Genomic DNA, 12,386 nt, shown 5'->3' on the forward strand with positions numbered 1-12,386 from the left:
ACCGGCTGGTCGGCCTGCAGGAGGCGGCCGCCGCGATCCGCACCTTCGAGATCCAGTACGTCCCCGGCCTGCTGCAGACCGCGGCGTACACCCGGGCCGTGGTGGAGCGCGGCCTGCCGACCGCCTCGGCGGGCGAGGTGCAGCGGCGCGTGGAACTGCGCATGCGACGGGCCGAGCTGCTGCTGCGTCAGGACGCTCCGCGACTGTGGGCGGTCATCGACGAGTCGGTGCTGCTGCGTGTGCTGGGCAGCCGCGAGGTCATGCGCGAGCAGCTCGGCCATCTGATCCGGATGGCGCGGCGCCCCAACGTGACCTTGCAGATCATCCCGTTGGACGTGACGAACGCCTCCGCGCCCGGCATCCCGATCACCTATCTCCGCTTCGGCGGCCTCGACCTGCCCGACGTCGTCTACCTCGAGCACATCAGGAGCGCCAACTTCCTGGAGGACCGCGACGAGACGGAGGAGTACCGGATCGCCCTGGACAGGCTGGCCGACGAGGCGCTGACGCCCCAGGAGTCCCTGGCGCTGCTGCGCAGGACGGCCAACGACCGCTACTCCCCCGCCTCTTGAGCGACGCGGCTCAGCGCATCAGCCCTATGCCGCCGAACTCCACCCATTCCTGGGTGAGCTGACGGGGTGCCACGTCGGTGTCCGGCCGCCAGGTGGACACCTCCACCAGGCCCGGCTCGAGGATCTCGAGTCCCTCGAACCACTCGGCGACGTCCTTCTCCTGGCGCACCCGGCCCCAGTTGCCCTGCGTCGCCCGGTCCATGAAGTCGGTGACGAAGGCGCGTACTTCCGGGTCCTCGCTGACCAACTGGCACATGAGCACGAGGCTGCCGGGCGCGAGCCGTTCGCGTACGCGGCGGACCACCGCGAGGGGGCCGTCGGTGTCGCTGTCCGGGATGCAGTGGAACACCGAGTTGAACAGCACGGCCACCGGCTGCGAGAAGTCGATCAGACGCCGGGTGTCGGCGTGCGAGAAGATCTCGTCGGTCTGCCGCATGTCGGCGTGGATGACGGCGGTGCGTTCGTCCTGCTGCAGCAGGGCCCGGCCGTGGACCAGCACCATCGGGTCGTTGTCCACGTAGACCACGTGCGTCCGGGGGTCGACGCGCTGCGCGATCTGGTGGACGTTGTCCTGGGTGGGCAGACCGGAACCGTGGTCGAGGAACTGGCGGATCCCGTGGTCCTCGGCGAGCACGCGGACGGCGCGCTGCAGGAAGCGCCGGTTGTTGAGGGCGAGGCGGCGGGTGCTGGGGACGACCTTGTCGAGCTCCTCGCACGCCACGCGGTCGGCCGCGTAGTTGTCCTTGCCGCCCAGGTAGTGGTCGTACATCCGCGCGGCCGTCGGCACGTTCTCGTCAATGTTCGTGGACAGCTGGTTCTCCGTAGGCATCGATCCCCCAGATTCGCCGATTCCGCCGCGCCGACCGGGCCGGCTCGGCTGAGAGTACAGCGTGGGAAGCCTGTTGTCGGCCCGAACGAGTCCACTGGTGGAGGGCACTTCACGAGCACCCCGGCATCCACCCCGGTCATCACGAATTCTTCACCGCGCCGCACCCATCAACGGTGTGGTTCGGAGCACCCGGAGTCCTGTGCCGGCCCAGGGGACGCCGAGGGGATCTCGTGATACTTGTCGCTGTTCTGTTGCTGCCGCTTCTGTCCGTACTGCTGCTGGTCATGGACCGCGTGGAGGACCGGGTGCTCGCTCCCGCTCCGGTGCGGGGCCGCCATGCCGGGCACCGCAGGCATCTGCGCCTCATCCCGGGAGGCCGGCGCGGTACCGGAGCCGACGCGGGCGGGTCCGCGTCCGAACCGGGCGAAGGCCCCGCCGGGGAACCGCGCCGAGCCGCATGACTCCGCTCGCGAACAGAGTGAGGGCCGGCCCGTACGGGCCGGCCCTCACTCTGTTCGCAGGTGCCCGGCCGGGTGGGCCGGGCACGGCCGGTACGGCTCAGGCGTGCCGGCGGGAGCCCCGGTCACCCGTGAAGAGCCGGTACAGCACGAGCAGGATCAGGGAGCCGACGATCGCGGCGATCCAGGTCGACAGGTGGAAGAAGCCGTTGATCGACTCGACGCCGAATATGACCTTCCCCAGCCAGCCTCCCAGGAGCCCGCCCGCGATGCCGATCAGCATGGTGATGATGATGCCGCCCGGGTCCTTGCCCGGGAGGAGCAGCTTGGCGATGGCGCCGGCCAGCAGACCGATCAGAATCCAGGCGATGATGCCCACTTCTCCTCCACAATCCGTCGGAAGTACGTGCCCTTATCGGATGCGCACAACGGGCACGGGCAAACCTGGCATGCGCATTCGGATGCTTAAGCGACCCTCAAGGCCGGATCAAGGCATGACCAAAGCTCATTCGTACGTCAAACAACCGCAGGTCACGGGGAAGTGAGTGGCCGACAGACTGGTTGGCGCGGGTGGTTGAGATGCGTACCATCAAGGCCCAGCGGCGGTCTGAGAGCGCTCTCATCCCCTGCACCCGCTCTTCTCTCCCGGTTCGCCGTCACCCCACACACGCAGGACACCAAGGAGACCCCCCACATGACCTCTCGACACCGGCGCCCCCTCGGCCGCAGGAAGTTCCTCGCCGCTCTCGGCGGCGCGGCGGTGGCCGCGCCCGCCGTCGCGGCGATCGCCCCCCACGCCTTCGCGGACACGGCCACGGAGAGCGCGACGTCCGCCGCGCAAGCACTTCCACTCACGATCGTCAACAACAGCGGAGCCTTCGGCAACGCCTCCGTCCACGTGTACATCGTGGGCAACCAGGACGGCCGGCAGGTCCGCGTCACCCCCGACGGGACGCTCGCGCCGATCGCCCTGTCGGACAACGGCGCCGACGGTTTCACCGACTACGCGATACCCCTGGCGGGCAGCGGCGAGACCCGGCTCTCCCTGCCGCGGATGTCCGGCCGGATCTACGTCGCCCTCGGCCGGAAGCTGAAGTTCAGGGCCGTCACCGACGGCAACGGCGACGCCGCCCTGCAGTACCCGGCGGGCTGGGTGTCCTCGGACCCCAACTACCCCGTCCTGCACGACTGCGCCGAGTTCACGTACAACTCCGCCGGCATGTTCTGCAACACGACCATGGTCGACATGTTCAGCGTGCCGCTGAGCATCCGTCTGACCGGTGCCCGGGACCAGACGACGGGCACCGTGCGCGGCGGCGGGCGGGCCGCCGCGTTCGCCGCGCTGCGGCAGACCGAGGGGTTCTCCCGGCTCGTCGTGGACGACACCCGGGTCATCGCCCCCGGCCACGGCCTGGACGCCGGGCTGTTCGCCAAGGACTACTTCGCGCCGTACATCGACGAGGTGTGGAGCGCCTACACGGGCAGGGACCTCACGGTCACGACCGACGCGGGCACCTTCACCGGCCGGGTCCGCGGCGGGCGGCTCACCTTCGACGGCCCGGCCTCCGCCGGCTTCGGCAAACCCTCCACCCGGGACGTGCTGTTCTGCGACGGTGCCCTCGCCGCGCCCAACGACGGGACGACGGGTCCGGTCGCCGCGGTGCTCGGCGCCGGTTTCAACCGCTCGACCCTGCTGGCCGCGGCCGCCCACCCGGTGACCGACGCCTCCTCCTTCTACCGCACCGGGATCACCAACCACTACGCCAAGGCCATGCACGCGGCGACGGAGGACGGCCGGGCCTACGGGTTCGCCTTCGACGACGTGGCGGACTTCGCCTCGTACATCCAGGACACCGCCCCGACCGGGATCCGGCTGACCCTCTCGCCGTTCTAGGCCGTCCCGGAGAACGCGCCGGGGCCCCGCGGGTCCCGGCGTGCGGGACGGGGTGCGGCGTAGCAGCGTGGTGGTGTGCCGAAGCCGCCCGCCCCGGTGCCGCGCCGGGATCCGCACCGGCGCGGCTGGCTGCGCGGCGCCCCGCCGCCGGGCTGGGTGCGCGCGCTGCCGGTCGTGCTGGTCGTCGTCGTGTGCCTGACCACGCTGCTGAGCCCGAACCCGCTCGAGATCGGCTTCCTGCTGGGCGCCATACCGCCGCTGGCCGTGCTGTCCTACGGGCCGGTGGCGACCGCGCTGCTGGGCTGCGTCGTGGTGGTCCTGCTGAGCGTGCCGGCCTTCCAGCTGGACCGGCCCGGAAACACCGACCTGGAGACGGTCACGTTCGTCGCCGTGCTGAGCGTGTTCCTGTCCTACGTGCGCAGTCGCCGCGACGCCCAGCTCGACCTGGAGCGCACGGTCGCCGAGGCAGCGCAGCGCGCGGTCGTCCCGCCGCTGCCCGAGCAGGTCGGCCCGGTGCGGTGCGCGGGTCTGTACCGGGCCGCGCAGCGCGGGACGCTGATCGGCGGGGACTTCTTCGACGTGCGCCGGGGGCCTCAGGGGGTGCGGGCGGTGATCGGGGATGTGCAGGGGCACGGCCTGGCGGCGGTGTCCACGGTCGCCGCACTGCTGGGCAGCTTCCGGGAGGCGGTGCTCGACCGGCCGGATCTGACGGCGGTCGCGGCCGCCCTGGACCGCCGGCTGGTGGTGGACTCGGAGGAGGTGCGGCACGCGGAGCTGTTCGCGACCGCGGTGCTGCTGGAGTTCTCCGGCGACGGGCGGTCGGTGCGGGTGGCGACCTGCGGCCATCCGCCGCCGGTGCTGCTGCGCGACGGGAAGGCCGAGGAGGTCGAGGTCGCGCCGTGGACGCCCCTGGGCCTCGGTCTGTCCGACGGTGTCCCGCGGCAGAACGGGCGGACCGTGCCGCTGCGCCCCGGTGATGTGCTGTTCCTGGCCTCCGACGGTGTCACGGAGGCCAGGGACTCCCACGGCGCGTTCTATCCGCTGCTCGACCGGCTGCCCCGGCTGGCCGACCTCGACCCGGCGGTGCTCGCCGACCATGTGCTGACCGATCTGCTCGCGTACTGCGGCACGGTCGGCGACGACGTGACGATGCTGGTGCTCACGCCGCGCCCACCCGGGGTCCGGTGAGCCCGGCCGCGGTCAGCCCACGTCCCACAGGAACCGGTGGGTGTGGATGCCGAAGTAGGGGAACGACTGCACCTGCCTCACACCCTCGATCGGCCGGACCACGTCGTTGACGAAGTCCAGCAGGTCCCTGGGGCCGGGGGCGACGACCTCGACGAACAGGTCGAATCCACCGGAGGTCAGCACCGAGTAGATCACTTCGGCGCGCCCGGCCAGTTCGTCGGCGACGGCCCTGGGGTCGCCGTCCACGCCGATGCCGAGCAGTGCCATGGCCTGTCCGCCCATGGCCATCGGGTCGGTCACGCCGACCACCTGGACGGCCTTGGAGTCCAGCAGCCGCTGCAGCCGCTGGCGGGCCGCGGACGCGGAGAGGCCGACCCGGGGCCCGAGGTCCGCGTACGCGATGCGTCCGTCGGTCTGCAGCTCGCGCAGGATGGCCCGGTCGATCTCGTCCACGTGCGTCGTTCTCCTTCTCCGGCCGGCTCGGCCCAGCGTAGTGCGGCCGTCAGCCGTGCAGTTCGGACAGGGCGGCGGCGAAGACCTCGGTGTGCGTGTCCACGTCCTGCTCGGTGGTGTCGGGGCACATCAGCGCCATGTTGTGGAACGGGGTGATCAGGATGCCCCGGTTGGCCAGGTAGAGGTGGAGGAAGTCCTCCAGCTCGGGGTCCGCGGCGGCGGCCGACTCGGTGCCGGTGCGCGGGGCCGGGGCGGCGAAGCGGTACTCGGTGCGGGCGCCGAGACTGCTGACCGACCAGGGCAGGGCGTGGGCGTCGATGCCGGCCCGGACGCCGGCCTCGAAGCGCTCGCACAGCTTCGCCATACGAGCGAAGGCGCCGTCGGTGAGGACGTGCTCGAGCGTGGCCCGCGTCGCGGCGATGGACAGCGCGTTGCCCGCCAGGGTGCCGCCGACGCCGCCCATGTCCACCAGGTCCAGGTCGGCGCGGCCGAGCAGCCGGTCGGCGAGGGCGGCGGACAGGCCGTAGGCGCCGGCCGGGATGCCGCCGCCGATCGCCTTGCCGATGGTCAGCAGGTCGGGCTCCAGGCCCCAGGCCGCGGTGCAGCCGCCGGGCCCCGCGGAGAAGGTGTGCGTCTCGTCGTTGATGAGCAGCGTGCCGTACTGCCTGGTCAGCTCGCGGACGCCGGCCAGGTAGCCGGGCTCGGGCAGCACGATGCCGATGTTGGTGAGCGCCGGTTCCATGAGGACGGCGGCCACGTCGCCGTGGGCGAGTTCGCGCTCCAGCTGGTCCAGGTCGTTGAACTCGGCGACCCGGCTGGTCAGGGTGACGTCGCAGGGCGCTCCGACGTTGCCCTCGCGGGCGGTGCCGCGGCCGTCGGGGCCGACCACGATGAGCGACTCGTCGACGCTGCCGTGGTAGCAGTAGCTGTTCACCAGGATCTTCGAGCGGCCGGTGACCGCACGGGCGAGCCGGATCGCCCAGCGGTTGGCGTCGGTGGCGGTCAGCGAGAAGCTCCAGCGGGCGAGTCCGAACCGCCGGGTGAGCTCCGCGCCGACCCATTCGGCGTCCTCCGTGGGCAGCATCGCCGTCGCCCCGCCCAGCTCGGCGTACCGGCGTGCCACCGCCTCGGCCGCGGGCGCGGGCGAGTGGCCCGCCATCGCGCCGGTGTCGCCCAGGCAGAAGTCGATGTACTCGTGCCCGTCGACGTCGGTGATCCGGGCGCCCCGGGCGGAGTCCAGGTAGCGGGGGAAGGCGCCGGCGGACTTGTTCATCCAGGTCATCGGCACTCGGCCGAAGAGGTGGTCGGCGCGGTCGTAGGCGGCCTTGGAGCGGGGGTTGCGCCGCTCGGCCTCGGCGCTCTCGCGGGCGAGGAGGTGACGCAGGCGGGTGCGGTCCATGGGGGCGTCCTAGTGGTCGGCAGCGACGGATTGCGGGGATCGTACGATCGAATCAGCAGCATCATCAAGATCTTGCTGCGGATTCACGCGCCGCTACGACGGATTAGTGCGCGAAGAGGTGTCCCCGCGCTCTCCCTTGCCGAGGGCGGCGGCCGGTCGTTCCATGGGCGTATGCGTCCCTGCGTCGCCGTCGCCGGGCCCGGACGGGCCTCCGCCCGGGAGGCGGAGCTCGCCCGGCAGGTGGGTGTGCTGCTGGCCGGGCGGGGAGCGGTCGTGGTGTGCGGGGGCCTGGGCGGGGTCATGGAGGCGTGCGCGGCGGGTGCGCGGTCGGCGGGCGGTACGGTCCTCGGCCTGCTGCCGGGGCGTGACCGGGCCTCGGGGAACCCGTACCTGAGCGTCGTGGTGGCGACCGGGCTGGGCGAGCTGCGCAACGGGGTGCTCGTGAACACCTGCGACGCGCTCATCGCGGTGGGCGGCGGCTGGGGCACGCTCAGCGAGGTGGCGCTGGCCCTGCGGGCCGGCAAGCCGGTGGCTCTGCTGGGCAGCTGGGACCTGCCCGGGGCCCCGTCCGCGACGGGCAAGGATCACGGGCCGGTCGAGGTGGCGACGCCGGCGGCGGCCGTGGAGGCGGTTCTGCCCTCCTCCTGAGTCCGCTCCGACGGGCCGCCGGCCCTCACCCGCCCTGACCCCCGTCGCGGACCGAGGCGGGTGAGGGCGGTGCGGCGGGTGCGCTCAGGAGGCCGGGGCGCAGCCCGCGGCGGGGACGGGGGTCGAGCGGGTGACGGCGGCGGGCGGGGACGGGGGTGTCGCGCGGATGGGCCCGGGCCTCGTGAGGCCGGGGCGGCGGTCGCGCAGGAGCGCGCCCGCCCCGATCGTTCCGGCGATGAGGACGCCGCCGATCACCAGGGCGCCGCGGGCACCCGCCGTCTGCATGAGGATGCCGAGCAGCGGGGGGCCGATCAGGCTCCAGCCGGTGCTGGCGCTGCGCCATACGCCGAGGACGCGGCCCCGCATGTGCGGCGGGGGGTCGGTCTGCAGGACTGTGGTGCCGGCGGTGTCGGAGACCGACTCCACCACCGCCATCGGGGCGACGAGCAGCAGCAGGACCCACAGGGTCGGAGACAGGCCGGCGGCGATCTGCAGGAGCGCGCCCGCCGCGGCGAGGGCGCCGACGAGCCGTACGGAGGGGCTGCGCAGCCGTCCGGCCAGGACGGCCCCGGCGACACCGCCCACGGCCAGCACCGTGGACACCGTGCCGAAGGCACCGGCGGCGCCGCCGAGCGGCCCGGTGACCAGCACGGCGAGGGTCAGGGCGTAGTTGCGGCCGAAGACACTGCTGATCGCGGTGATGCCGGCCAGGGCGACGAGCCGGGGGCGGCGCAGGAAGAAGCCGATGCCGTCACGGGCGCCCCTGCCGCGCCGGCGCGGGGCGCCGGCGGCGGTCCGGGGCCGGGACGCGGCGGGTGCCGTCTGCCGGCCCGCGTCGGGGTGCGGGCGCAGGAAGGGGATCACCGCCGCGACGGCCAGGAAGGACAGCCCGTTCGCCGCGTACGCCGCCCCCGGCCCCCACCAGGAGACGACCACGCCCGCCAGTGCGGTGCCGCCCACCCGGCCGGCCCCGCTGATCATCGAGCCCAGCGCGATCGACGAGGGCACGTCCTTGGACGGCACGAGGTCGTTGCCGAGCAGGGCACAGGCGGGTGCGTCCACGGTGGCGATCAGCCCGGTGACGGCCGCGAGCACCATGAGGACCGGCACCGTCAGTCGGTCGGTGAAGACCAGGCCCGCGGTGACGAAACCGACCACGGCGAGCAGGGCCTGGCTCACCGAGGCGGTGAGGCGGCGCGGCCAGGCGTCGACCGCGGCGCCGCCGACGAGCCCCAGCAGGAGCCCGGGCGCCGCCTGCGCGGACAGTGACAGGCCGGTCGCCGCGGCGGAGCCGGTGAGGTGGAGGACCAGCAGGTTCTGCGCGGTCAGCTGCATCCAGGTGCCGGCGTTGGACACCATGTTGGCCGCGGACCACCAGCGCATGTCGCGGTGGCGCAGGGCCCGCCACGGGGCGCGGTCCTCGCCCGTCGCCGCGGTACGCGGCCGGCGCCGGGGCGAGGGCAGGACCACGCGGCGCGTGGCGGTGGAGGGCATGGACGAGTCGGGAAGGGTGGGTGAGGGCACGGGAGGTCGCTTCTCGCATGAGATCCGGACAACTGCCGTGCTGTGCCGCCAGGGGCGGCTCGACGGTGAGACGTGGTCCGGCACAGCGGCTGCCCATCTTCACAGACGCCACGGGCCAGTCGGTGCGGACCACGGCCGCCACGGGCTGCCACCCGACCCAACTGCCGTCGTACGAGGCGGAGTCGGCGGTGCGGTGGCGTTCCTCACAGGCACCGCGCGGTGCTGTGACCCGCGTCTCGGGGCGCGGCGGAGACGGAACCGGTCCCCCGCTCCGGTCCCGTCTCCGCGGTCCGACGAACTTACGTGCCCGGTGAAACCACGGGGTACCGCACCGATGCCCTCTCCGCCCGGCCGGGGACTCACCCGTGCACAGATGAGTCCCGAATGCCCGCCTTCACGCTCCTTCGAGGGCGGGCGGATCGAGGTCACCGACCGCGAGATGCGCCAGGACGACCTCGTACAGGTCGCTGCCGGCGGCGAGGAGCTGGCGTTCGAGGACGGGCTCCACACCGCGCACGTGCTCCCGGACGGTCTGCGCGTGGATGCCGAGCAGCTGCGCGGCGCGCTCGGAGTTGCCGCCGGCGGTGATCCAGGTGCGCAGGGTGCCGCGCACGTCCCGCCCGGCCGGCCGCAACTGGTCGAGGAGCTCCTCGGCCCAGGATGTTCGCGGGCCCTCTCGTCCCGGGGCCCCGCCCGGGGCTCGCCTTGGAGCCCCGTCCGTTCCGTCCTCGCGCCCGGCCATGTCCGCTCTCTCCTCGTCCGTCACATGTCCGTGGCTTCGACCTCGGCTTTTTCGGTCGGGGACGTTACCAGCAGGCGGCGCGGCGGCCCGAGACCAGGCATGCCGCACACCTTCGCGAACAGGGGGAAAGGCGGCTTCGCCGGCGGGTCACGGGGGGAGGTGAGCGGCCGGCGAAGCCGCGCGCCCGGGGCCGGGGGGCGGTGCCCGGGCGGTATGTGAGTGCTGGTTCCCCGGAATCCACCGCGTACGCCTGCGAAGTCGAAGCGTGTTGCCTCCGCGGCGGCGTACGGGGGCACGTGGCGCGGGAGCGGGGACAGGGCGCCTGCGCGGCGACCGCCGGCGCACGGCATAAGCTCGGTGAATGGCGAAGTATTTCGACGTGCACCCCGACAACCCCCAGCCGCGCTCCATCCGTCAGATCGCGGACAGCGTGCGCGAGGGGGCGCTGATCGCGTACCCGACCGACTCGTGCTACGCCCTCGGCTGCCGGCTGGGCAGCCGGGACGGCATCGAGCGGATCCGGACGATCCGCCACCTGGACGACCGGCACCACTTCACCCTGGTGTGCCAGGACTTCGCGCAGCTCGGCCAGTTCGTACGGATCGACAACAATGTCTTCCGCGCCATCAAGGCGTCCACGCCCGGCAGTTACACCTTCATCCTGCCGGCCACACGGGAGGTGCCGCGCATGCTGCAGCACCCGAAGAAGAAGACCGTCGGGGTGCGCATCCCCGACCACGTCGTCACCCAGGCCCTGCTCGCGGAGCTCGGCGAGCCGCTGCTGTCCAGCACGCTGCTGCTGCCCGACGAGGAGGAGCCGATGACGCAGGGCTGGGAGATCAAGGACCGGCTCGACCACGTGCTGGACGCGGTGGTCGACTCGGGCGACTGCGGGACCGAGCCGACCACGGTCGTCGACTTCTCCGGCGGGGAGGCCGAGATCGTACGGCAGGGGGCGGGCGACGTCTCACGGTTCGAGTGAGAGTCCGGCCCACGGCGGATTCCCCGGTGCCGTGGGGAAGTCGGGCTCGGTGTTGCCGAAACGCGCGGGTCCGGAGGGTAGTTGACCTTCACGGACCCCGTCGCCCGTCCGCCCGGGGGATGTTGCTACGGTGCACGGCGTGTCCGAGTCCTCACGCGATACCGTTGCGGGCGCCGGGTGGGCGGCCGGTGAAGAGGGCGCCTACCGCACGCTGCTGCCCGGCCGGGTCGAGAAGTTGTCCTGGCTCAGCCCCCGGACGCTGTGGGCGGCGCGCAACGGCGTGGTCGCGTCCTGGTTCGGGGATCCCACGGGGCGTACCCGGGCGCGCTGGGTGGCGCAGCGGGCGGCGGCCGGGGCTCCGGCGGACAAGGTGATCCGGCGGGGGGACGCGGACTGCTTCTCCTTCATGGTCATGGGGGACACCGGTGAGGGGGGCGCGTCGCAGTACGCCGTCGTGCCCGGCTTCCTGGAGGCGGGCCGGGGGACGTCCTTCGCCGTGATCGCCAGCGATGTGATCTACCCCGTCGGCAGCACCGACGACTACGGTCCCAGGTTCTTCCGCCCGTACCAGGACTATCCGGCGCCGATCTACGCGGTCCCCGGCAACCACGACTGGTACGAGGACCTCGGCGGTTTCATGCGCGTCTTCTGCGGCGACGCCCCGCCGCTGCCGCCGGAGCCGGGGCCACGGCCGCCCGGCCGTGCCCGGTGGGGTGCGCCGCTGTGGCGCCGGCCGCGTGCGGTGGACGAGCAACGCTTCGCCGCAGCACGGGAGTTGCGGTCGCGGCCGGAGCAGCAGGCCGTCCAGCCGGGACCGTACTGGGCGATCGACGCCGGGCCGGTGCGGATCGTCGGCATCGACACCGGGCTGCTCGGCACGGTCGACGCCGAGCAGGGCGCCTGGCTGCGGGAGGTCTCGCGCGGGCCCCGGCCGAAGATCCTCGTCACCGGGTCGCCGCTGTACGTGGACGGCGAGCACCACCCGTGCCCCGTCGAGGGCGGCGGCACGGTCGACGACATCGTGCGCGACCCGGCGCACCGCTATGTGGCGGCGATAGGCGGCGACATCCACAACTACCAGCGTTATCCGGTGGACGTGGGCGGCCGCACCGTCCAGTACGTCGTCTCCGGTGGCGGCGGCGCGTTCATGCACGCCACGCACACCATCCCGCGCGTGTCCGTCGCAGGCGTCACCGAGGCCGACTTCCGCTGCTATCCGCTGCGCGGCGACTCCCTGGCCTTCTACAGCGGGCTCTACGGCCGCCGGCTGCGGCTGCGCCGCTTCTTCACGCTCACCGAGGCCGAGGCGATGGCCGTCGTCGCCGAGCGGCTCGGCACTCCGCCCGTGCGCGCCCAGGACGCGCCGGTGCGGGTCACCCGGCGGGTCCGGCTGGTCGCGGGCCTGCTCGGCGCGGGGCGCCGCCCGGAGCGCCGGGCCCGCTTCCGCCTCCCGGTGCGGAAGCTCTACACCCAGCTGTTCTCGCCGGGTTCGGTCACGTACCGCCCGCCGTTCTTCAAGTCGTTCCTGCGCCTGGACGTCACCCCGGAGGCGGTGCGGCTGCGCTGCTTCGCGGCGACCGGTCTGCGCGCCCAGGAGGTCGCCCCGCCCGTCGAGGACGAGGTCACCATTCCGCTGCTCTGAGGCCCGAGCCGGCCGGGGCCGGTCACCAGCGGCCCGGCGCGCTGCCCGTGACCGG

11 protein-coding genes and 1 pseudogene are annotated in these 12,386 nt (G+C 73.1%); 6 read left to right on the forward strand and 6 right to left on the reverse strand.

The window, feature by feature from the left end; all coding sequences use genetic code 11:
- A partial coding sequence (locus RH94_RS44450; protein ID WP_234426002.1) for a DUF5753 domain-containing protein occupies positions 1 to 572 on the forward strand: 572 nt, incomplete at its 5' end.
- Between the two features lie 10 nt (positions 573 to 582).
- Here RH94_RS44450 and RH94_RS24255 read toward each other — a convergent pair.
- Positions 583 to 1,401: an SAM-dependent methyltransferase gene (locus RH94_RS24255; protein WP_073949913.1), complete on the reverse strand. Its 819-nt coding sequence runs from the start codon at positions 1,399 to 1,401 to the stop codon at positions 583 to 585.
- A 558-nt stretch (positions 1,402 to 1,959) separates the two neighbouring features.
- A complete protein-coding gene (locus RH94_RS24265) occupies positions 1,960 to 2,238 on the reverse strand; it encodes a GlsB/YeaQ/YmgE family stress response membrane protein (RefSeq protein WP_073949917.1) in 279 nt (92 codons plus the stop codon).
- 315 nt (positions 2,239 to 2,553) lie between these two features.
- Here RH94_RS24265 and RH94_RS24270 point away from each other — a divergent pair, with 315 nt between their 5' ends.
- Positions 2,554 to 3,753, forward strand: a complete 1,200-nt coding sequence (locus RH94_RS24270; protein WP_073949919.1) for a beta-1,3-glucanase family protein — start codon at positions 2,554 to 2,556, stop codon at positions 3,751 to 3,753.
- Positions 3,754 to 3,828: 75 nt separating this feature from the next.
- Positions 3,829 to 4,941 (forward strand): PP2C family protein-serine/threonine phosphatase, encoded by a 1,113-nt coding sequence (locus RH94_RS24275; protein WP_073949921.1) that lies wholly within the window; start codon positions 3,829 to 3,831, stop codon positions 4,939 to 4,941.
- Between the two features lie 12 nt (positions 4,942 to 4,953).
- Here RH94_RS24275 and RH94_RS24280 read toward each other — a convergent pair whose 3' ends face one another.
- Both RH94_RS24280 and RH94_RS24285 read right to left on the reverse strand, forming a co-directional pair.
- Positions 4,954 to 5,394, reverse strand: coding sequence for an Lrp/AsnC family transcriptional regulator (locus RH94_RS24280; RefSeq protein ID WP_073949923.1), 441 nt, complete (start codon positions 5,392 to 5,394; stop codon positions 4,954 to 4,956).
- A gap of 49 nt (positions 5,395 to 5,443) precedes the next feature.
- Positions 5,444 to 6,793, reverse strand: a complete 1,350-nt coding sequence (locus RH94_RS24285) for a transaminase (protein WP_073949924.1) — start codon at positions 6,791 to 6,793, stop codon at positions 5,444 to 5,446.
- A gap of 171 nt (positions 6,794 to 6,964) precedes the next feature.
- Between RH94_RS24285 and RH94_RS24290 the strand changes: the two genes are divergently transcribed.
- Positions 6,965 to 7,441 carry a TIGR00725 family protein gene (locus RH94_RS24290; protein ID WP_073949926.1) on the forward strand — a complete coding sequence of 159 codons (477 nt, stop codon included), beginning with the start codon at positions 6,965 to 6,967 and terminating at the stop codon, positions 7,439 to 7,441.
- An 84-nt stretch (positions 7,442 to 7,525) separates the two neighbouring features.
- On the opposite strand, the gene RH94_RS24295 is transcribed toward RH94_RS24290, so the two are convergent.
- The gene (locus RH94_RS24295; RefSeq protein ID WP_407697346.1) at positions 7,526 to 8,824 is read right to left on the reverse strand and encodes an MFS transporter; all 1,299 of its coding nucleotides are present in this window, start codon (positions 8,822 to 8,824) and stop codon (positions 7,526 to 7,528) included.
- Between the two features lie 500 nt (positions 8,825 to 9,324).
- A pseudogene (locus RH94_RS24300) lies at positions 9,325 to 9,626 on the reverse strand (helix-turn-helix domain-containing protein); the annotation flags it as partial.
- A gap of 442 nt (positions 9,627 to 10,068) precedes the next feature.
- Here RH94_RS24300 and RH94_RS24305 point away from each other — a divergent pair.
- The gene (locus RH94_RS24305; RefSeq protein WP_073949930.1) at positions 10,069 to 10,689 is read left to right on the forward strand and encodes an L-threonylcarbamoyladenylate synthase; all 621 of its coding nucleotides are present in this window, start codon (positions 10,069 to 10,071) and stop codon (positions 10,687 to 10,689) included.
- Between the two features lie 139 nt (positions 10,690 to 10,828).
- Positions 10,829 to 12,331: a metallophosphoesterase family protein gene (locus RH94_RS24310; protein WP_073949966.1), complete on the forward strand. Its 1,503-nt coding sequence runs from the start codon at positions 10,829 to 10,831 to the stop codon at positions 12,329 to 12,331.
- The last annotated feature ends 55 nt before the right edge of the window (positions 12,332 to 12,386 follow it).

Source organism: Streptomyces kebangsaanensis (assembly GCF_001906585.1).
Taxonomy (GTDB): Bacteria; Actinomycetota; Actinomycetes; order Streptomycetales; family Streptomycetaceae; genus Streptomyces; species Streptomyces kebangsaanensis.

What these genes read in the sequence shown, in the direction of transcription:
- RH94_RS24290 (WP_073949926.1), top strand. Translation starts at nt 6,965, where the DNA reads ATGCGTCCCTGCGTCGCCGTCGCCGGGCCCGGACGGGCCTCCGCCCGG.
- RH94_RS24305 (WP_073949930.1), top strand. Translation starts at nt 10,069, where the DNA reads ATGGCGAAGTATTTCGACGTGCACCCCGACAACCCCCAGCCGCGCTCC.
- RH94_RS24295 (WP_407697346.1), bottom strand. Translation starts at nt 8,824, where the DNA reads ATGCGCTGGTGGTCCGCGGCCAACATGGTGTCCAACGCCGGCACCTGG.
- RH94_RS24285 (WP_073949924.1), bottom strand. Translation starts at nt 6,793, where the DNA reads ATGGACCGCACCCGCCTGCGTCACCTCCTCGCCCGCGAGAGCGCCGAG.
- RH94_RS24255 (WP_073949913.1), bottom strand. Translation starts at nt 1,401, where the DNA reads ATGCCTACGGAGAACCAGCTGTCCACGAACATTGACGAGAACGTGCCG.
- RH94_RS24270 (WP_073949919.1), top strand. Translation starts at nt 2,554, where the DNA reads ATGACCTCTCGACACCGGCGCCCCCTCGGCCGCAGGAAGTTCCTCGCC.